Annotated in this window: 16 protein-coding genes; 4 read left to right on the top strand and 12 right to left on the bottom strand. The window is 67.6% G+C overall.

Annotation, left to right across the window (positions count from 1 at the left end; translation table 11 throughout):
• Position 1 precedes the first annotated feature (1 nt).
• The 10 genes from smc to IBJ82_RS01415 form a co-directional block, all read right to left on the bottom strand.
• Positions 2-3,628: a chromosome segregation protein SMC gene (gene smc, locus IBJ82_RS01460; RefSeq protein WP_194824150.1), complete on the bottom strand. Its 3,627-nt coding sequence runs from the start codon at positions 3,626-3,628 to the stop codon at positions 2-4.
• A 98-nt stretch (positions 3,629-3,726) separates the two neighbouring features.
• The gene (locus IBJ82_RS01455) at positions 3,727-4,224 is read right to left on the bottom strand and encodes a DUF1707 domain-containing protein (protein ID WP_194824149.1); all 498 of its coding nucleotides are present in this window, start codon (positions 4,222-4,224) and stop codon (positions 3,727-3,729) included.
• An 87-nt stretch (positions 4,225-4,311) separates the two neighbouring features.
• On the bottom strand, positions 4,312-4,767 hold the full coding sequence (locus IBJ82_RS01450) for a DUF350 domain-containing protein (protein ID WP_063004272.1): 456 nt from the start codon (positions 4,765-4,767) through the stop codon (positions 4,312-4,314).
• 37 nt (positions 4,768-4,804) lie between these two features.
• Positions 4,805-5,968, bottom strand: coding sequence for a glutathionylspermidine synthase family protein (locus IBJ82_RS01445; RefSeq protein WP_194824148.1), 1,164 nt, complete (start codon positions 5,966-5,968; stop codon positions 4,805-4,807).
• The gene (locus IBJ82_RS01440; RefSeq protein WP_228536386.1) at positions 5,969-6,712 is read right to left on the bottom strand and encodes a hypothetical protein; all 744 of its coding nucleotides are present in this window, start codon (positions 6,710-6,712) and stop codon (positions 5,969-5,971) included.
• Between the two features lie 31 nt (positions 6,713-6,743).
• Entirely contained in the window at positions 6,744-7,079 is a 336-nt protein-coding gene (locus IBJ82_RS01435; protein WP_194824147.1) for an acylphosphatase, read from the bottom strand.
• A complete protein-coding gene (locus IBJ82_RS01430; RefSeq protein WP_194824146.1) occupies positions 7,076-7,519 on the bottom strand; it encodes an OsmC family protein in 444 nt (147 codons plus the stop codon). The genes IBJ82_RS01435 and IBJ82_RS01430 overlap by 4 nt, the downstream gene beginning before the upstream one ends.
• Before the next feature lie 90 nt (positions 7,520-7,609).
• Positions 7,610-8,287, bottom strand: coding sequence for a response regulator (locus tag IBJ82_RS01425; RefSeq protein ID WP_194825106.1), 678 nt, complete (start codon positions 8,285-8,287; stop codon positions 7,610-7,612).
• A gap of 235 nt (positions 8,288-8,522) precedes the next feature.
• Positions 8,523-11,045: a sensor histidine kinase KdpD gene (locus IBJ82_RS01420; RefSeq protein ID WP_194824145.1), complete on the bottom strand. Its 2,523-nt coding sequence runs from the start codon at positions 11,043-11,045 to the stop codon at positions 8,523-8,525.
• Positions 11,042-11,206: a hypothetical protein gene (locus IBJ82_RS01415; RefSeq protein ID WP_194824144.1), complete on the bottom strand. Its 165-nt coding sequence runs from the start codon at positions 11,204-11,206 to the stop codon at positions 11,042-11,044. Before IBJ82_RS01415 ends, IBJ82_RS01420 begins: the two co-directional genes overlap by 4 nt.
• 281 nt (positions 11,207-11,487) lie before the next feature.
• Between IBJ82_RS01415 and IBJ82_RS01410 the strand changes: the two genes are divergently transcribed.
• The 4 genes from IBJ82_RS01410 (at position 11,488) to IBJ82_RS01395 (ending at position 16,333) form a co-directional block, all read left to right on the top strand.
• Positions 11,488-11,571, top strand: a complete 84-nt coding sequence (locus tag IBJ82_RS01410; RefSeq protein WP_067449012.1) for a potassium-transporting ATPase — start codon at positions 11,488-11,490, stop codon at positions 11,569-11,571.
• A gap of 83 nt (positions 11,572-11,654) precedes the next feature.
• Complete coding sequence (gene kdpA / locus IBJ82_RS01405) at positions 11,655-13,325, top strand: potassium-transporting ATPase subunit KdpA (RefSeq protein ID WP_194824143.1); 1,671 nt, start codon at positions 11,655-11,657, stop codon at positions 13,323-13,325.
• Between the two features lies 1 nt (position 13,326).
• Positions 13,327-15,462 (top strand): potassium-transporting ATPase subunit KdpB, encoded by a 2,136-nt coding sequence (gene kdpB, locus IBJ82_RS01400; RefSeq protein ID WP_194824142.1) that lies wholly within the window; start codon positions 13,327-13,329, stop codon positions 15,460-15,462.
• Position 15,463: 1 nt separating this feature from the next.
• Positions 15,464-16,333: a potassium-transporting ATPase subunit C gene (locus tag IBJ82_RS01395; RefSeq protein WP_194824141.1), complete on the top strand. Its 870-nt coding sequence runs from the start codon at positions 15,464-15,466 to the stop codon at positions 16,331-16,333.
• A 109-nt stretch (positions 16,334-16,442) separates the two neighbouring features.
• Here IBJ82_RS01395 and IBJ82_RS01390 read toward each other — a convergent pair whose 3' ends face one another.
• Both IBJ82_RS01390 and IBJ82_RS01385 read right to left on the bottom strand, forming a co-directional pair.
• A complete protein-coding gene (locus IBJ82_RS01390; RefSeq protein ID WP_194824140.1) occupies positions 16,443-18,587 on the bottom strand; it encodes a glycogen debranching N-terminal domain-containing protein in 2,145 nt (714 codons plus the stop codon).
• Positions 18,584-19,753, bottom strand: coding sequence for a glycosyltransferase family 4 protein (locus tag IBJ82_RS01385; protein ID WP_194825105.1), 1,170 nt, complete (start codon positions 19,751-19,753; stop codon positions 18,584-18,586). Before IBJ82_RS01385 ends, IBJ82_RS01390 begins: the two co-directional genes overlap by 4 nt.
• Positions 19,754-19,793: the final 40 nt, after the last annotated feature.

Below are 19,793 nucleotides of genomic sequence, written 5' to 3'. Positions count from 1 at the left end.
TTCAGGCGGAGGCCGACACCGGGTCGGGGTCGGTGACCTCGGCTCGGTTCAGGCGTTGCGAGATGACCTGGGTGATGCCGTCGCCGCGCATGCTCACGCCGTAGAGGGCGTCGGCGATCTCCATGGTGGGCTTCTGGTGGGTGATGACGATCAGCTGACTCTTCTCACGCAGCTGTTCGAACAGGCCGATCAGGCGGCGCAGGTTGGTGTCGTCCAGCGCCGCCTCGACCTCGTCCATCACGTAGAACGGCGAGGGGCGGGCGCGGAAGATCGCCACGAGCAAAGCCACTGCGGTGAGCGACTTCTCGCCGCCGGAGAGCAACGACAGGCGCTTGACCTTCTTGCCGGGCGGGCGGGCCTCGACCTCGATGCCCGTGGTGAGCATGTCCGACGGATCGGTGAGCACCAATTTGCCCTCACCGCCGGGGAACAGTTTTCCGAAGACGCCGACGAATTCGCGTTCCACATCGGCGTAGGCCTCGGTGAACACCTGCAGGATGCGGGCGTCGACCTCGGCGACCACGTCGAGCAGGTCCTTGCGCGCGTTCTTCACGTCTTCGAGCTGGGTGGCGAGGAAGGTGTAGCGCTCCTCGAGGGCCGCGAACTCCTCCAGCGCAAGGGGATTCACCTTGCCGAGCGTGGTGAGGTCCTTCTCGGCCCGCTTGGCGCGGCGCTCCTGCGTCGGCCGGTCGTAGGGCATCGGCTGCGGTGCGCTGACCTGTTCGCCGCGTTCCTTGGCCTGCTCGTACTCGTGCATCTCCAGCGCCGAGGGCGGCAGCACCACGTCGGGCCCGTATTCGGCGACGAGGTCGGCCAGCGCGATGCCGAACTGTTCGGAGATGGTCGTCTCGAGCTGTTCGATGCGCAGTGCCGCTTGGGCTTTGGCGACTTCGTCGCGGTGCACGGCATCGGTGAGCTGGGCCAGCTGGGTGTTCAGCGCGCGTGCGCGTTCCTTCACCTGTTCCAGCGCGGCGGCGCATTCGCCACGGCGACGGACCAATTCATCACGTCGGGCCGCGGCGGTGGCCACGACCTGCTCGAGTTCGTGCTTGATCTTGCTACCCGATTCGGCGACGGCCGCGGCCACGGCGGCCGCTTGGCGCCGAGCGGCCTGGGCACGTTCGGCGCGGGCCCTGGCCTCCCGCTCGCCACGGGCGGCCCGGCGCAGCGAATCCGCTTTGCCGCGCACCGATTCCGCGCGTTCCTCCGAGGTGCGTACGGACAGTCGGGCCTCGACCTCCATGGTCCGGGCTTCGGCGAGCGCGGCGGCGGCTTCTTCCCGGGCATACCCCGCGGTCTCGGTGCTCGCGGCGCCGAAACTGTCGTCGCTGCCGTCGTGTTCGATCTCGGCGTGACGCAGCCGGTCCTCGAGTTCGGCGAGGGACGCGAGTGACTTCTCCCGCGCCGCTTCGGCTTCCGCGCGCTGGGTGGCCAGCCGCTCCCCCTCGGTCTGCGCCGCGCGCGCACTCTGCCCGACCCTGGCCAGTCGGTCATAGATCGCCAGCAGCGCCTGATCGGATTCGTGCAGCGCCATCAGCGCGTGGTCGGCGGCGTCCTTGCGGTCGGTCTGTTCGGCGAGCGCGCCGGCCAGTGCCGCCTCCAACTCCTCGGCCCGCCGTTGCGCCGCCGCCAGTTCCGCGGTGGCGGTATCGATGTCGGCCTGGACCTCGAGCTGGCTCGGCATCCGTTCGGAGCCGCCGACGACCCAGCCCGCACCGGCGAGGTCACCGTCACGGGTCACCACCCGCAGTTCCGGGCGCAGGGCGACGAGCTCGGTGGCGGTCGCCAGATCGTCGACGACCACGACGTCGGCAGTGAGCGCGGCCAGCGCGGGTCGCACCTGTTCATCGCCTTCGAGCACGTCGGCGAGCCACTGTGCACCGGCGGGCAACGCGGAACGCTCGGCCGATATCGCCCGGTCGGTGGCGAAGACGAACGCCACTCGACCGCCGTCCCCACTGCGCAATTCCCGCACTGCCGAGTCGGCGGTGGTCGCGGTATCGGCGGTGATGGCATCGGCGAGCGGACCGAGCAGTGCGGCCACGGCGGCCTCGAACCCGGACTGCACGCGCAACAGGCCCGACAGCCGTCCGCCGAGCCCGCTCACGCCGTGTTCGAGCAGCCAGGCCGCGCCGTCCTTGCGGGCCAGGTTCATGCCGAGCGCTTCGATGCGGGCGCCGAGCCGGGCGACCAGCTTGCTCGCCTCCCGGTCGAGTTCCCGCAGTTCCCGCACGCGCTCGTCGGCCAGGTCCTTGGCGGCGACGGCGTGTTCGTGCTGGGCGTCCAGGCCCTTCTCGCCCGCGTCGAGTTCACCGAGTTCGTCCTGCACCGAGTCGTATTCGACCTGCGCGGCTTCACCACGGTGCCGGGCGTCGGCGATGGCCACGGACAGGCGCGCGATCTCGGCGTCAACCGACTGGGCGCGGGTGCGCAACGTGTCGACCTGGCCCGACAGCCTGGCCAGTCCCTCGCGGCGGTCGGCGATCGCGCGCACAGCGGCCAGGTGCGCCTGCTCGGCGGCCTTGGCGGCGTGTTCCCGCTCGGCGAGGGCTTCGCGCGCGGCTTCGAGGGTCTCGGTGGCCATCTCGACCGCGTACCGCAGTTCGGCCTCTTCGGCTTCGATCCGGTCGGCCTCGGCCTCGAGCTGCTCCGGGTCGCGGCCGGTGCCGACCGGCGCCTCGGTGTGCAGGTGCCTGGCCCGGTCACTGGCGATGCGGATGGTGGCGTTCACCCGTTCGGCCAGTGCCGAGAGCTGGAACCAGGTCTGCCCGGCGGCCTCGGCGCTGGGGCTCAGCCGCGACAGCTGGAACTCCTGCTGCGCGAGTGCGGCATTGGCGGCGTCGAGTTCGGTCTGCACGTTGATCTGCTGTTCGCGGGCGTAGGCCTCTTTGCTGAGCTGGGACTCCAACTCGCCACGGCGGGTCACCAGGTCGTCGGCGGCCAGGCGCAGCCGGGCGTCGCGCAGATCGGCCTGCACGGTCTGCGCGCGGCGGGCGACCTCGGCCTGGCGGCTGAGCGGCTTGAGCTGGCGGCGCAGTTCGGTGGTGAGGTCGGTGAGCCGGGCGAGGTTGGCCTGCATCGCGTCGAGCTTGCGGACCGCCTTCTCCTTGCGCCTGCGGTGCTTGAGCACGCCCGCGGCCTCTTCGACGAACGCGCGCCGATCCTCCGGCCGCGATTCCAGGATCGCCGACAGCCTGCCCTGACCCACGATGACGTGCATCTCGCGCCCGATACCGGAGTCGGACAGCAGTTCCTGCACATCCATCAACCGGCACGTGCTGCCGTTGATCTCGTACTCGCCCGCGCCGTCGCGGAACATGCGCCGGGTGATCGACACCTCGGCGTAGTCGATGGGCAGCGCGCCGTCGGAGTTGTCGATGGTCAGCGTCACCTCGGCACGCCCGAGCGGTGCCCGCCCCACGGTCCCGGCGAAGATGACGTCCTGCATCTTCCCGCCCCGCAACGCTTTGGCACCCTGCTCGCCCATCACCCAGGAGAGCGCGTCCACGACATTGGATTTGCCGGACCCGTTCGGACCGACGACGCAGGTGATGCCCGGTTCGAAGCGCAAAGTGGTCGCGGACGCGAAGGACTTGAACCCCTTCAACGTCAGACTCTTCAAATGCACTACCAAGGACCCTTCCTGCGCGCGAGCAACCATGCTAACCCGCGCTAGCCCACCTCCCCGAGATTCGGGCCGGACCTAGGTACGTGGTGCAAGGGAGTTCAATGCGGGTCGAGGGGCTTCGCGTGCGGGTCGAGGTGCTTCATCTGCTTCTGCAGCTGACGGATATGCGTCTGAGTCCCGGGAGCCGCTTCCCAGCCGGTGATCACGCGGAAGACCAGGACCGCACCCCACGGGCCGATCACCCACATCGGCCAGAAGTAGGTGAGCTCGCCCGCGGTGAGCGAGATCAGGCCCCAGATGACCAGCACGATCACGCTGACGCCGAGCCAGCTGCCCGCCTCGATGCGCTGCCAGATCGGGAATCGCGTGCCGGACTTGCGCTCGGCGGGCGCCGCGGCCTGCTGCTGTTTCGTCAACGGCGGCAGGTCGGACAGGACAACGGCGAGTTCGTCACGCGTGGCGGTGGCGTAGACCTTGGCCACCCGCAGATCGTATTCGCCCAGGTCGAGCCTGCCGTCGGCCAGATGTGTGCCCAACTGGGCGACGATCGCGTTGCGTTCGGCGTCGGACGCGCGCGTACCCGGGGTGATATCCATGCCGACGTCCTCTCGGTCGCATCCACGGTGGAGTGCTGGTTTCCAGCGTCCACCCTCCACAGTGCGATGTCAACCGCTCACACCCGCTCAGAGAATGGCGAAGGCCACCACGAGACCCAGCGCGAAGTGCGCGGCGGCGACGACGAGGACCTCGGGGGTGTAGGTCTCGGCGTGCAGGGTGCGGCCGATGTCGATGCCGGTGACCTTCTCGATCACCCGCACCGAGATCACCTGCGCGATGATGCCGACCAGGCCGTAGATGATCGCCGCGATCAGACCTTCCGACAGCTTGCCGCTGCCGCCGGTGGCCAGCACCGCAAACACGACGATGAACGCCATGCTGATCATTCCGGCCGCCGAGACGATGAGCGCGTTCGGCTTGCCCGCGACCACCAGGTCGCGCAGCTTGCCCGGCGTGGTCAGGTCGATGGCGAAGAAGCCGATCAGCATCAGCGCGAGGCCGATCAGGCAGTACAGGATGATGGCGCCGACGCCTTCACCGAGCGCACTCCAATAACCCGATTCCAGGGCGAGGGCGGTCATCGTGGTCCTTTCGAACAATGTTGTGAGGTCAGTGGTTTCAGTCGACGATGCGGTGTGGGACGAACGCGGCACCGTCATCGGTGATCAGGCCCGCGGTCTCGCGGATGCCGAGCCCCGCCGCGGTGTCACCGACGACCCAGGCGCCGAGCACCGGCCGCATTCCGTCGAATTCCGGTAGCGGGTCGAGCAATTGGTAGACGAAACCCTCGGCGCCGTAGACGCCGCCGGTCGCGGTCTCCATGCCGGGGCCGACGATGGTCATGTTCGCGCCCTCACGGCCGAGCTTGGGTTTGCGAATGTACTCGGTGAGCTCGTGCGGGTCGTCGAGGTAGGCGGGCAACAGGTTGGGGTGGCCGGGATACATCTCCCACAGGATGGCCAGGATCGCCTTGTTGCTCAGCAGCGTGGTCCACAGCGGTTCGATCCACGCGGTGGCGGGCAGGCTGGCGACGACGCGCTTGCCGAAGTCGTCGTCGAGGATCCATTCCCACGGATACAACTTGAAGATCGCCTCGATCGGCGCCTCGGCCAGATCGACGAATCGGTGCAGTTCGGTGTCGAACCCGATTTCCTCGATCGGCAGCGCGACTGTGTCGAACCCGGCTTCGGCCGCCGTCTCCTGCATGTAGGCGGTGGTGACGTTGTCCTCGCCGGTCGCGTCGGCGCCCGACCAGGTGAAGTGCAGTTCGGTACTGGGCAGCACGCCACGCAGTTCGGTCCAGCGCTCCACCAGCTTCTCGTGCAGCGAATTCCATTGGTCGCCACCGGGATGCACCTGCTGGAGCCAGTGCCACTGGATGATCGCGGCCTCGAGCAACGAGGTCGGAGTGTCGGCGTTGTATTCGAGCAGCTTGGCCGGGCGGCGCGCGTCGTAACGCAGATCGAAGCGGCCGTACACGTAAGGGTCACTGCGACGCCATGATTGCGCGATCGGGGCCCACGTCCATTCCGGCAGACCGAAATCGGCGAAACGCTCGGTGAGTACCACGTGTTCGACCGCGTGCAGGCACATCGACTGGAGCAGTTCCACATCGGCTTCCAGCGCCAGGATTTCGTCCATCGAGAACTCGTAGTGCACCGACTCGTCCCAGTACGGCCGTGGCTGACCGCTGGCATCGCGCCCCGGCGCACCGTAGACCAGGCCCTGCTTTTCGATGATCTGCTGCCAGTCCCGGCGCGGTGTGCTCTTGGTGCGCCGCATCTACGACCCACTCCCGCCGGTCGACTTGCTGCCGAGTCCGCCGCGCTGCACCGTGGTGCCGCTCTTGGTCGTGATCTGGGCATTGCGCGGTTTCACCGTGGTGCCGCCCGTCGGTGGCTTGCCGATCGTCGGTGTGCCGCCGTAGTGGTAGCGGTACTGCGGCCAGCCCAGAATCAGCAGTCCGGCGCCGTGACCGCCGGAGCTGTCACTGCGGAAATTGTTCTTGCCGTCGCCGCAGTTCTCGTCGGGGACAACGACTTCCTGCCCGTTCTGGTCGATCTGCACGCACGAGGCCGTCACCTGATCGGGTGCGGTGATCGCCCGGTAGGCGAGGTAGCCGCCGCCGACCAGCGCGGCGACGCCGACGATGGCGACACCGCCGATCATCACGCGTTTGCGGTTGCGCCGCTTCTCCTCCGCCGCCGCGGCCGCCGCGCGCTCGGCCTCTTCGGCTTGTCTGCGGGCCTTGTCCCTGGCGCGCGCCTCGCCGACGGTCGGCGGACGCGGCTGGGTGACGCCGGGTTCCTGCCGCGCCATCCGGCCGGGTTGCGGCTGGCCGACGGGATGCCCGCCGGTGCCGAAAGCAGGCGGCGTCGACCCTGCGTCGGGGTCGGGCGTTGTCGAACTCGCCTCCGGTGCGGACCATCCCGCGCCGGGGTCGGGCGGCGTCCACGGGGACCTGCCCGGCTCGCCGTTCGAGGGTTGTTCCGGTCGATCGGGCGGTCCGGGGTTCTGTGTGCTCACCGCTGCCGCCCCCTAGCCCCCGAAGTCACCACTAGCGCTCCTCGAATCCGGTCATGTCGCCCCGCGCGGGCTCCCAGCTTTCCACAACCAGGTCTACCCGCCCAGGAGCACGCCCGGATAGACCATGTGTCGCGTGCCCGACGGCTTGCGAGCTGTCGAACGCCTCGCCGGACCGTAGCAGTTCCAGCAATTTCTCGCCCGCCGTTCGCGGCCCTTCGGCGACAACATGGACGCGGCCGTCGCGATGGTTGCGCGCGTAGCCGACCAGCCCGAGTTCCAGTGCGCGCGACCGAGTCCACCACCGAAAACCCACGCCCTGCACGTACCCGTGCACCCACGCGCTCAGCCGAACCGGCTCCCCGCTCATGCGTCGATATCGAAGGTCAACGTCACCTTCGTGCCCGACTTGAGCGTGCGACCGACGGTGCACACCTTGTCGACGGCGCGCTGCACAGTGACCAGCAGTCGTTCGCGGGCGGCCTCGTCGAGTTCGGACAGATCCAGTTCGAGGACCTCGTCGAGCTGCGGGTAGAGCTCGTTCTCGCGGTCGGCATCGCCCGAGACGCGGATGGTGGCGTCGAACTCGTCGCCGAGGCGACGCGACAACGGCAGGTCCGAGCTGAGCCCGGTGCACCCGGCCAGCGCGATCTTGAGCAGCTCCCCGGGCGTGAAGGCGCCGGGGACACCCTGGGAGGCGATCAAGACCTCCGCGCCACGGTTACTGCGCCCGGTGTAGGCACGGGTTCCGGTGCGCTCGACCCACAGCTCGGTGGGGGCATTGTTCACGGGTGCGGTCTGCTCAGCCATGCCTTGATCCTGCCATTCGCTCGAGGACGATCCACGCCTGGGAACGTCCACGCCACTCCCGGCATTCCGGGCACGTGACCGGGCGCACGCTCATTCCTGGAAGCGGTAACCCATCCCCGCCTCGGTGAGCAGATGGCGCGGGTTGGCCGGATCGTCCTCGAGTTTGCGCCGCAACTGGGCGAGGTAGACGCGCAGGTAGTGGGTCTCGGTGGCATAGGCCGGACCCCACACCTCCCGTAGCAATTCCTTGCGCCCCACCAGTTTTCCGCGATGGCGCACCAGCATCTCGAGCATCCCCCACTCGGTGGGCGTCAGGTGTACCGGCGCACCCTTCTTGGTGACCTTCTTGGCGACGAGGTCGACGGTGAACGAGTCGGTGACCACCACCGGATCGACGGCGTCGGTCGCGCTGGCCCCACGCCGAACCGCCGCCCGCAGCCGTGCGAGCAACTCGTCCATCCCGAACGGTTTGGTGACATAGTCGTCGGCGCCCGCGTCGAGCGCCTCGACCTTGTCGGCCGAATCGGTGCGCGCCGAGAGCACGATCACCGGTGCGGGCGACCACCCACGCAGTCCGGCCAGCACCTCGATCCCATCCATGTCGGGCAGACCCAGGTCGAGAATGACGACGTCGGGATGCTTTTCGGCGGCGACCCGTAAGGCCGCGGCACCATTACCGGCGGTCAGAACCTCGTACCCGCGCACCGACAGGTTGATCCGCAAGGCGCGCACGATCTGCGGCTCGTCGTCGACCACCAGCACCCGCACGGGGGGATGTTCTGTCCCGCCTCCCCGCGTACTCGAGCCGGACTCAGGCGCGTCGTCACGCGCCGTCGGCGACCGGCGGTTGTCGGCGGCGGCGGGTTCGCCGGTCCCCGATGAGTCATCTCCCCCGCCTCCCCGCATCTTCAGGCCGGACCCACGCGCGTCGTCACCCGCCGTCGGCGGCCGACGGTCGTGGGCGGCGGCCGGTTCGCCGGTCCCCGATGAGTTACCCATGTGCTCACTTTCCTCGGGCGTCGACTCGGTGGTCCGTTGCGGGGGTTCCCGATGGCAGGTCGACAAGCATCGTCAGGCCGCCGCCCGGGGTCGGCTCGGCGTGGACCGTTCCGCCCATTGCCTCTACGAAACCTCGGACCACTGATAGGCCGAGTCCTACGCCGGTGGTGTTGTCGCGGTCGCCGAGGCGCTGGAAGGGTTCGAACAGTTGTTCCTCGGTGCCCGACGGCACCCCCGGGCCGAAATCGACAACCGCGATCGATACGCGGTCGCCGTCGTTTTCGGCGGTCAACCGCACGGGCGATTCGCGACCGGAATGCCGGAGGGCGTTGTCGATCAGGTTGGCCAGTACGCGTTCGAGCAGGCCGCTGTCGGCCAGCACGGAAACCTCGTCGACCTCTACCTGCACCCGGTTCATCGCCGCCCGGCGCAACCCACGGGTGCCCATGCCGACGCTCACCAGCGCGCGATGCACCGCCTCGTCCATGTACACCTGTCGCAACTGTGGCGTGACGACGCCGACCGCCAGCCGCGAGGAGTCGAGCAGATTGCCCACCAGCGCGGTCAGCTGGTCCACGGATTCCTCGATCGCTTCCAGCAGTTCGCCGGTGTCCTCCGCCGAGAATTCGATGTCGTCGCTGCGCAGGCTGGATACGGCCGCCTTCGCGCCGGCCAGCGGTGTGCGCAGGTCGTGGCTGACCGCGGACAGCAGCGCGCGGCGCAGCCGGTCGGCTTCCAGCAGCGCCGCCGCCGCGCTGGCTTCCTCCGCCAGCCGAGCCTGCCGCACCAGCCCGACCGCCTGATTCGCGACCGCGTTGAGCACCGGCCGATCCGTGGAAACGATCGCTCGCCCGGCCAGCAACAAGTGGCTCTGCGCGTCACCCGCTTCGATGACGGTTTCGGCGTCGGACGGTCGCGTCGGTGGCTCGGCGCCGACCGCGGCGACGATCTGATCCCCGCACTGCACACTCACCGCGCGCTGACCATAGGTTTCGCGGACCTGCTCGAGCAGGTTGGGCAGATCGGCGCCGTGCAACACGGATCCGGCGAACATCGTCAGCAGCTCCGCTTCGCGAGATGCCTTGCGCGCCTGCCGGGTTCGCTTCGCCGCGACATCTACCAGCGCCGCCACCGCCACCGCGACGATGAGCAGCACGACCACCGTGACGAAGTTGTCCGGCTCGGCGATGGTGAAGCTGAAGCGCGGGTCGGTGAAGTACCAGTTCAGCAGCAACCCCGACAGCAACGCGGACAAACCGGCGGGGACGACGCCGCCGAACAGCGCGACCGCGACCACCCCGACGAAGAACATCGCGCTGAGCCCACCCAGCTGCAACCACCGGTCGAGGAACACCCCGCAGATCACGCTCACCAGCACCGGCACGACGATCGCGGCCAGCCACGCGGTCACCGGCCGCCGCGGACGCAGCCAATGCCTGCGCACCCCGCGATTGGCTTGCTCGTGGGTCACCATGTGCACGTCGATCTTGCCCGAGCGCTGCACCACGGTGGAGCCGATGCCCTCGTCGAGCATCCGCGCCCAACGCGAACGCCGTGAGGTGCCGAGCACCAACTGGGTGGCGTTGACCTCTCGGGCGAAATCGAGCAGCGCGTTGGGCACATCCTCGCCGGTCACGGTATGCAGCGAGGCGTCGAGACCGGCGGCGAGATCGCGCAGCTTGGTCATCCGCTCGGTCGACACCCCGACCAGCCCGTCGCCGCGCACCACGTGCAACACGACCAGATCGGCACTGGACTTGGACGCGATCCGCCCGGCTCGGCGCACCACCGTCTCCGACTCGGGACCACCCGTGACCGCGACGACGACCCGTTCGCGCGCCTCCCACAACTCGGTGATCTTGTGGTCGGCCCGGTATCTGGCCAGTGCCGCGTCCACCTGGTCGGCCAGCCACAGCAGCGCGAGTTCACGCAGCGCGGTGAGATTGCCGGGGCGGAAGTAATTGCGCAGCGCCGCGTCGACCTTGTCGGCGGCATAGACATTCCCGTGCGACAGCCTGCGCCGCAGCGCTTCCGGTGTCAGATCCACCAGTTCCACCTGATCCGCGCCGCGCACCACCGCGTCGGGCACAGTCTCGCGCTGCTCGATACCGGTGATCTGCTGGACCACATCGTTGAGGCTCTCGAGGTGCTGCACGTTCACCGTGGAGATCACGTCGATACCCGCGGCCAGGAGTTGCTGCACGTCCTGCCAACGCTTCTCGTGCACGCTGCCCGGGGCGTTCGTGTGCGCCAGTTCGTCGACCAGCACCACCGCGGGCTTGCGCGTGAGCACCGCGTCGACATCGAGTTCAGGCAGCTCGGTCCCTCGATAGGAGACCATCTTCGGCGGGATCCGCTCGATGCCCGCCAACAGTTCGGCCGTCTTCTTCCGACCGTGCGTCTCCACGACCGCCGCGACCACATCACGGCCGCGTTCCAGCCGTCGATGCGCCTCGCCGAGCATGGCGTAGGTCTTGCCGACGCCCGGCGCCGCACCGAGGTAGATGCGCAGTTGTCCGCGTTTCACCGATCCATCATCGCGTGTCGACGCGCCGGAACCGGCGGGCGCACCGGCAACACACCGACGCTCACCATCGGCGCGTCCGAGCTGTTCAGCCGACCGAGCACCCTGATCAACAGCAGCGATCCGACGAAACCGAGGATCACCGCAAGGGTCACAACAGACACCGCGATCTCACTTTCCGCGAACTGGGGTCCGACGGCGCCCTCCGCCTGTCGGTACACCACTGTCTACCGCGCGAAATTCGCCTGATCTCGATCTTTACGGAGTGTTGACGGCTATCGGCCCACCCTTGACGGCATCCGCACACTCACTGGGCGCGGGCGCGTCAACATTCCGCAAAGGCCGGGCCGCCAGGCGCTAAGGAGTCGTAAGGAAACCACGCCGAGCCGCCATCCGGCGTTTCACTCACTTAGTTGCCCCACCTCGGGGCACAAGGAGGTTGGAAATGTCTGTCGTGGTGTTCACGGTGCTCACCGTGGCGATCTTCGCGCTGCTGGGCTTGATCCAGCGAGGGGTGGAGAAGCTGTGATCGCGAACCTTGTCGGTCTCGTCCTGGCCGTTCTCGTCGCCGCCTTCATGGTCGCGGCGTTGCTCTTCCCCGAGAGGTTCTAGGTGAACACGACAACCGCGGGGATCGCCTTCGTAGCGGCCCTGGTCATCACGCTGGCCCTGGTGCATGTGCCGCTCGGCGACTACATGTTCCGGGTGTACAACGCCGACAAGCACTCTCGCGTCGAGCGGCTGATCTATCGTGCCATCGGCGCGAAGCCCGAGGTCGAGCAGACCTGGCCGATCTACGCCCGCAGTGTGCTGGCGTTCTCGGCCGTGGGCATCCTGTTCCTGTTCTTCTTCCAGCTGGTCCAGGGCGCGTTGCCGCTGCACCTCGACGACCCGGGTACCGAGATGACCCCGGCGCTGGCGTGGAATACCGCGGTCAGCTTCGTCACCAACACCAACTGGCAGAACTACTCCGGCGAGTCCACCCAGGGCCACCTGGTGCAGATGGCCGGTCTGGCGGTGCAGAACTTCGTCTCCGCTGCCGTCGGCATGGCGGTGGCGGTGGCCCTGGTGCGCGGCTTCGCCCGCCGCCACACCGGCGAGCTCGGCAACTTCTGGGTCGACCTGGTGCGCGGCACCCTGCGCATTCTGCTGCCGATCGCGTTCGTCTTCGCGATCATCCTGGTAGCCGGTGGCGTCATCCAGAACTTCCACCTGCACGACCAGGTCGCGCAGACCATCGGCGGCGCCGAGCAGACGATCACCGGCGGTCCGGTGGCAAGCCAGGAGGTCATCAAGGAACTCGGCACCAACGGCGGCGGCTTCTACAACGCCAACTCCGCGCACCCGTTCGAGAACGCGAGCACCTGGACGAATTTCCTGGAGATCTTCCTGCTCCTGGTGATCTCGTTCTCGCTGCCGCGCACGTTCGGACGAATGGTCGGCAGCACCAAGCAGGGCTACGCGATCGTGGCGGTGATGGGCACGATCGCCCTGGCCAGCATCACGCTGACCAACTTCTTCCAGCTGCGGGCCCATGGCACGGTACCGACCGCGATCGGCGCGTCCATGGAGGGCGTGGAAACCCGGTTCGGCGTCGCCGATTCGGCCACCTTCGCCGGCGCGACCACGCTCACTTCGACCGGCGCGGTCAACTCGTTCCACGATTCCTACACCAGCCTCGGCGGCATGATGACGATGTTCAACATGCAGCTGGGCGAAGTGGCGCCCGGCGGGGTCGGCTCCGGTCTCTACGGCATGCTGATCCTCGCGGTGATCACGGTGTTCGTGGCCGGTCTGATGGTCGGTCGCACGCCCGAGTACCTCGGCAAGAAGATCACTCCGCGCGAAATCAAGCTGGCCGCTTCCTATTTCCTGGTGAGCCCGCTGATCGTGCTCATCGGCACCTCCATCGCGATGGCACTGCCCGGTGAACGGGCGAGCATGCTCAACAGCGGGCCGCACGGTCTCTCGGAAGTGCTCTACGCCTTCACCTCCGCGGCCAACAACAACGGTTCCGCCTTCGCCGGTCTCACCGGCAACATTGAGTGGTACAACACCGCGCTCGGCCTGGCCATGGTGTTCGGCCGGTTCCTGCCGATCATCTTCGTGCTGGCCCTGGCCGGTTCACTCGCCAAGCAGGGCACCACGCCCGCGTCGATCGGCACACTGCCGACGCATCGGCCGCAGTTCGTCGGCATGGTCGTCGGTGTGACCGTGATCCTGGTCGCGCTCACCTTCCTGCCCGCCCTCGCGCTCGGGCCGCTCGCCGAAGGAATTCACTGAAATGACAACTCCCACAATCGAATCCCCGGCCACGCCGCGGACCAAGGGTGTGCGCAAGGGCGTCCTCGACCCGAAGCTGCTGCTCACCTCGCTCCCCGACGCGGTCCGCAAGCTCGACCCACGCACGCTGTGGAAGAACCCCGTCATGCTGATCGTCGAGATCGGCGCGGTGTGGTCGACCATCCTGGCGATCGCCGATCCGAGCTTCTTCTCCTGGGCCATCGTCGTCTGGCTGTGGCTCACGGTCATCTTCGCGAACCTGGCCGAGGCCGTCGCCGAAGGGCGCGGCAAGGCCCAGGCCGAGAGCCTGCGAAAGGCCAAGACCGACACCGTCGCTCGACGGTTGGCCGACTGGACACCCGGTGGCCGAATCATCGAGGAACGGGTCGCCGCGCCCGACCTGCGACGCGGTGACTTCGTCGTCGTGGAGGCCGGGCAGGTCATCCCCGGTGACGGTGACGTCGTCGAAGGCATCGCTTCGGTGGACGAATCGGCCATCACCGGTGAATCCGCGCCGGTCATCCGCGAATCCGGCGGCGACCGTTGTGCGGTCACCGGCGGCACCACGGTGCTCTCGGACCGGATCGTCGTCGAGATCACCCAGGAGCCGGGCGCCAGCTTCATCGACAAGATGATCGCGCTCGTCGAGGGCGCGAGCAGGCAGAAGACACCCAACGAGATCGCGCTCAATATCCTGCTGGCCGCGCTCACGATCATCTTCGTGTTCGCGGTGGCGACCCTGCAACCACTGGCGATCTTCGCCAAGTCGAACAACCCTGGCGTGCCGGATACTTCAGCGCTGGACGCACACGGCATCACCGGGATCGTGATGGTCTCGCTGCTGGTCTGCCTCATTCCGACCACCATCGGCGCGCTGCTCTCGGCCATCGGCATCGCGGGCATGGACCGCCTGGTCCAGCGCAATGTGCTGGCCATGTCGGGCCGCGCGGTGGAGGCCGCGGGCGATGTGAACACGCTGCTGCTCGACAAGACCGGCACCATCACCCTCGGCAACCGTCAGGCCGCCGAATTCGTGCCGGTGCCAGGCATTCTCGACGACGAACTCGCCGACGCGGCCCAGCTCTCCAGCCTCGCCGACGAGACGCCGGAGGGACGATCGATCGTCGTGTTCGCCAAGCAGACGTTCAACAAGCGCGAACGCAGCGCCGGGGAACTACCGGGTGCCACCTGGGTGGAATTCACCGCGCAGACCCGCATGTCGGGTGTCGACCTCGCCGACGGGCACCAGCTGCGCAAGGGGGCAGCCGGTGCCGTCATCGAATGGGTTCGCGCCCAGGGTGGTTCGGTTCCCGAGCAGGCTTCGGCGATCGTCGACGGCATCTCCGCTTCCGGCGGTACACCGCTGGTGGTCGGTGAGGTCAAGGACGGCACCCCGCGACTGCTCGGCGTCATCCACCTCAAGGATGTCGTCAAGCAAGGCATGCGGGAACGCTTCGACGAGATGCGCCGCATGGGCATCCGCACGGTGATGATCACCGGCGACAACCCGTTGACGGCCAAAGCGATCGCCGACGAAGCGGGCGTGGACGACTTCCTCGCCGAAGCGACGCCGGAGGACAAACTCGCCCTGATCAAGAAGGAGCAGGACGGCGGCCGCCTCGTCGCGATGACCGGCGACGGCACCAACGACGCCCCCGCACTGGCGCAAGCCGACGTGGGCGTAGCGATGAACACCGGTACCTCGGCCGCCAAAGAGGCGGGCAACATGGTCGATCTGGACTCGGATCCGACCAAGTTGATCGAGATCGTGGAGATCGGCAAGCAGTTGCTGATCACTCGCGGCGCGCTCACCACGTTCTCCATCGCCAACGACATCGCCAAGTACTTCGCGATCATTCCCGCGTTGTTCGTCGGTCTGTTCCCCGGCCTGGACGCGCTCAACATCATGCGTCTGGCCAGCCCGCAGTCGGCGATCCTGTCCGCGGTCATCTTCAACGCGATCATCATCGTGGCGCTCATTCCGCTGGCGCTGCGCGGTGTCGACTACCGGCCGAGCAATGCCTCGAAGCTGTTGAGCCGCAACCTGACGATCTACGGCCTCGGCGGCATCATCGCGCCGTTCCTCGGCATCAAGGTCATCGATCTGTTCGTCCAACTCCTCCCCGGGATGTCCTGAAATGCGTATGTCAACCTGGATCCGCCAGCACCTGGCCGCCCTGCGCGCCCTGCTCGTGCTGACCGTGATCACCGGAATCGTGTATCCCGTGGCGGTTTTCGCGATCGCGCAGCTGCCCGGACTCGACAACAAGGCCGATGGCTCGCTCATCGAGCGGGACGGAAAGCTGGTGGGCTCCAGCCTGATCGGGCAGTCGTTCACCGACGCCGACGGCAAGCCGATGGGGCAGTACTTCCAGAGTCGCCCGTCGGCCGCGGGCGACGGCTATGACCCGTTGTCCACCGCCGCGAGCAACCTCGGTCCGGAGGATATCGTCGACTCGGCCGATCGCACGAGCCTGCTCACCACCGTGTGTGCGCGCTCGAAGGAGGTCGGCGATCGTGAGGGGGTCGACGGCACCCGACAGTTCTGCACGAAAGACGGCGTCGGCTCTGTGCTTTCGGTGATCGGCCCGCGTGACGCCGATGGTGATGTATCGCAGCCGGTGCAGGTGGTCAGCGTCAACGAGCTCTGCCCCGCGCAGCCGTTCCTAACCACGTTCCGCGGTGTCGCCGTGGAGTGCGCGAAGGAGGGTGAGGACTACTCGGTCGGCCGGATCATCCCGATCATCGGGGACGCCTCCGCCGATCCAGCGGTGCCCGCCGACGCGGTCACGGCGAGCGGCAGCGGCCTCGACCCGCATATCTCCCCCGAGTACGCGGCCATCCAGGTCGAGCGGGTGGCGAAGGCGCGCGGCATCACCGCCACGCAGGTCCGTGAGCTCCTCGACGCGCACACCGACGGGCGCACACTCGGTTTCCTCGGTGAGCCGCGGGTGAACGTCGTCGAACTCAACCTCGATCTCGACGCCCGCTACCCGTTCAAGGGCTGAACACAGCAATCGGGGCCGGAACCAGCACTGGTTCCGGCCCCGATTCTGCGTACTACTCCTCGTCTGTGATCAGAGCACGGAAACAGCCGTCCGGCCCCGATTCCGGGTACTACTCCTCGTCTGTGATCAGAGCCCAGCCTTCGGGCAAGCCTGTCACCGTCACCGCGGACCCACACACTTCGAGATCCACCGTCACCCCCTCGCCCAGCCGGAACTCCGACATCCGCACACATCCCCAGGCCGGGGGCACCTGCGGCCGCAACGTCAACGTCTTGGCGGGCACATCGGGATCGAGCCCGAGGAACGATCGAACCAGCAGCAACGGCGCCGCACTCGCCCACGCCTGCGGCGAACACGAGGTCGGATACGGCACGGGCGCCGCGAATCTCGACCGCGGGAAACCACAGAACAACTCGGGCAAGCGACCGTCGAACGCGGCGGCGGCGTCGAGCAGACCACCCGACAGCTTCATCGCCAGTTCCACCGCGCCCGGCACATGCTGGTAGCGCATCAACCCGGCGACAGCGATCGCCGTGTCATGCGGCCAGATCGACCCGCTGTGGTAACTCATCGGGTTGTAGGCACCCATATCCGACGCCAACGTCCGCAGGCCGAATCCCGAATCCATTTCTGACCGAGCAAGATTGCGGATCAGGATCTCGGCGTGTTCGTCGGTCGCGATACCCGACCACAGACAGTGCGCCGCATTGCTGGTCAACGCGTCGACCTGGCGCTTGCGTCCGTCCAAGGCCACCGCGTACCACCCGTAATGGGGTAGCCAGAACTGTTCGGCGAACTTGGTGCGCAACTCGTCGGCCCGCTCCCGCATCCGCACGGCCAGGTCGGGGTCGTCGAACTGGTCGGCCAGTTCCGCGCGGGCCAGGAACGCCGCGTACACATACCCCTGCACCTCGGCCAAGGCGATCGGTGCTTCGGCGATATGTCCTGCGGCGTCGTTGATTCCGTCGAAGCTGTCCTTCCAGCCCTGATTGATCAGGCCGCGGTCGGTGGCGCGCACGTACTCGACGAAACCGTCGTCGTCGCGGTCACCGAAATCGGTGATCCAGCTGATCGCGGCGTCGGCCGCGGGCAGCAGGGTGGCGATCGATCCCGGATCCGCGCCCCACCGTAGACATTCGGCGAGCAGCATCACGAAAAGTGGGGTGGCGTCGACGGTTCCGTAATAGATCTGCCCGCCGAGCACCTGGCCCACGGAGGGACCGCGCCGCATCTCGTGCATGATCCGGCCCGGCTCCTCCTCCACGAGCGGGTCGATCGTCTGGCCCTGCAATTCGGCCAGCTGCTGCAAAGTACCCAGTGCCAGATCGGTTTCCAACGGCAGCGACATCCAGGCTGTGAGCAGTGAGTCGCGGCCGAACAGCGTCATGAACCACGGCGCGCCCGCCGCCACGAAGGGCCGGTTGGTGCCCGAATCGGTGTGGATCTGCAACGCGCCCAGATCGCTTTCACTGCGGCGCAGGATCTGGTTGAGCAGACCCGAATCGGCGGAGATATCGGTGGCGGTGGCCCGCCACGCCTGGATCTTGCGCACCGGCTCGCTCGCCCGGTAGCGCTCGCCGGGCGTGCCGCCGGTCTGCGGGCGTTGCGCCGCACCTGCCGGTTGCGCGGTGATCTCGGTCTGCCAGCGCCCGCCCGCCGGGACCACGACTCGCCAGATCATGGTGCCGGGCAACACCATCGGCTCGATCGTCGAGGTGAGCGCGAGCCCACGCGACAGATCGGCACGATCGTGCAGCAACAGTTCACCGTCGGTGGTCGTCATCTCCGCGCGGCGCCCGTGCGTGCGGCCTTCCTTCACCGCGAACAGGTCGACGAAATCGGCGTCGACGTGCAGCTCCAGCACCACCGCCGTCGCCTCGCGGCTCATGTTCTCCAGCGTGATCAGCTCGTGCATGCCCTCGGCGACGAGCCGATCACGCACCACGAGCAGGGTGCTGTCGGCCCGACCCTGCTGCGGAGGCCTGCGCAGCACGAACCGTGCCGCGAAGGCCTCCGGGCTCAGCACCGACAGCGCCTCGGGCCGTTTGCCGTCGATCATCAGCTCCCAGCGCGAAATCACCCTGGCGTCACGAAAGAACAGGCCCTGCGGCTTGCCCGGCTCGATATCGCCGAGCCGGTCGGACAAGCAGAACGTGCCGCCTTCGACAAGGGTGATGTTGCCGCCACCGCCACCGAGCCCCGCGGGTTCCCCCGCGTTGAGTGGGCTCGGCGCCGAGGCGCTGTCCGTGCTCATGCGCGCCCGTTGGCCGCCACCCCGATGGGCAACGGCATCGCATACGCGGTGTCGTACCCGATCGTGGTGCGGGCGAGCAGTTCCCGGTACACCTGTTCATAGCCGCGGCCGAGGGTGTCGGCGCTGAAGTTGTCGACCACGTGCTTCCGGCACACGGCCGGATCGTAGGTCTGGACTTCGGCGATAGCGGCGGGCAGTTCGGACGGATCGTCACAGATCCGGCCCGTTACCCCGTCGACCACCACTTCGCTCACCGCACCGCCGCGCAATGCGACCACCGGCGTGCCACAGATCATCGCCTCGATCATCACCATGCCGAACGGCTCCTCCCATCGAATGGGGAACAGCAGACACTTTGCTCCGGAAAGGAGTTTACGCTTGGCGGCCGCGTCGGCGAGACCGAACATCTGATCCTGGTCGGTCATTCGCGGGCGCACGAACTCCTCGAAGTAGGCCTTCTCGGGCGGCTCACTGCACTTGCCCGCCAGGATCAGCGGCATGCCGACGGCGTGGGCGGCGTCGAGCGCCAGATGCGGACCCTTGTCGTCGCTGAAACGGCCGAGGAACAGCGCGTAGTCCTGCTTCTCGGTCTCGAACGGCCACTGATCGGGTTGCAGCGCGTTGTGCACCCGGCCGGCCCACGGCAGATCGGGCGCCAATGCGCGCTGGCGGTCGCTGATCGCGACGAGCGAACACTCCTGGCCCAGTTCCTTGTAATAGCGGTAGCAGTCGTCCTGCACCGGGCCGTGCACGGTGACCACCGTCGGCAATCCGAGATTGGCGTAGGCGGGCGCGTTCAGCGGGCCAGCGAAAGTGTGGTCGTGGACCAGGTCGATACCTTCGGTATCGGCCAGCCGCTCGATGGCGCGGCGCACCCGCAGCGCGTGCACGATCTCCGGGAACGGATCGCCCAAGCGTTCAGGCTGAATCCGGTCCCACAGCGGAACGAAGTTCGCTTGGGTACCATCTATACCCGCACCGAACAGCGTGACGTGATGGCCGCGCTCACACAGTGAGTCGACCAGATCGGCCACTACGGCCTCGACGCCGCCGTAGGCCTTGGGTGGAACATCGAAATAGGGTGGGACAACCATCGCGATCCGCAGTGGACCACCGTGGTGATCGATCGAATAGAGATCGGACGCGGACAAACCGATCGGCGACATTGCCGACGTGTCTGTACTCATGACCTTCCTTCCAGGGACG

The organism is Nocardia sp. XZ_19_231 (genome assembly GCF_015355705.1).
In the GTDB taxonomy this organism is placed as follows: domain Bacteria; phylum Actinomycetota; class Actinomycetes; order Mycobacteriales; family Mycobacteriaceae; genus Nocardia; species Nocardia salmonicida.
The sequence above is the reverse complement of the archived record's forward strand: the minus strand, read 5'-3'. Positions and strand labels throughout refer to the sequence as shown.

Coding starts and splice junctions, on each gene's coding strand:
- IBJ82_RS01410 (WP_067449012.1), top strand. CDS start 11,488: ATGTCTGTCGTGGTGTTCACGGTGCTCACCGTGGCGATCTTCGCGCTG.
- IBJ82_RS01385 (WP_194825105.1), bottom strand. CDS start 19,753: ATGTCGCCGATCGGTTTGTCCGCGTCCGATCTCTATTCGATCGATCAC.
- IBJ82_RS01395 (WP_194824141.1), top strand. CDS start 15,464: ATGCGTATGTCAACCTGGATCCGCCAGCACCTGGCCGCCCTGCGCGCC.
- kdpB (WP_194824142.1), top strand. CDS start 13,327: ATGACAACTCCCACAATCGAATCCCCGGCCACGCCGCGGACCAAGGGT.
- IBJ82_RS01445 (WP_194824148.1), bottom strand. CDS start 5,968: ATGCGGCGCACCAAGAGCACACCGCGCCGGGACTGGCAGCAGATCATC.
- IBJ82_RS01455 (WP_194824149.1), bottom strand. CDS start 4,224: ATGGATATCACCCCGGGTACGCGCGCGTCCGACGCCGAACGCAACGCG.
- IBJ82_RS01450 (WP_063004272.1), bottom strand. CDS start 4,767: ATGACCGCCCTCGCCCTGGAATCGGGTTATTGGAGTGCGCTCGGTGAA.
- IBJ82_RS01435 (WP_194824147.1), bottom strand. CDS start 7,079: ATGAGCGGGGAGCCGGTTCGGCTGAGCGCGTGGGTGCACGGGTACGTG.
- IBJ82_RS01430 (WP_194824146.1), bottom strand. CDS start 7,519: ATGGCTGAGCAGACCGCACCCGTGAACAATGCCCCCACCGAGCTGTGG.
- IBJ82_RS01390 (WP_194824140.1), bottom strand. CDS start 18,587: ATGAGCACGGACAGCGCCTCGGCGCCGAGCCCACTCAACGCGGGGGAA.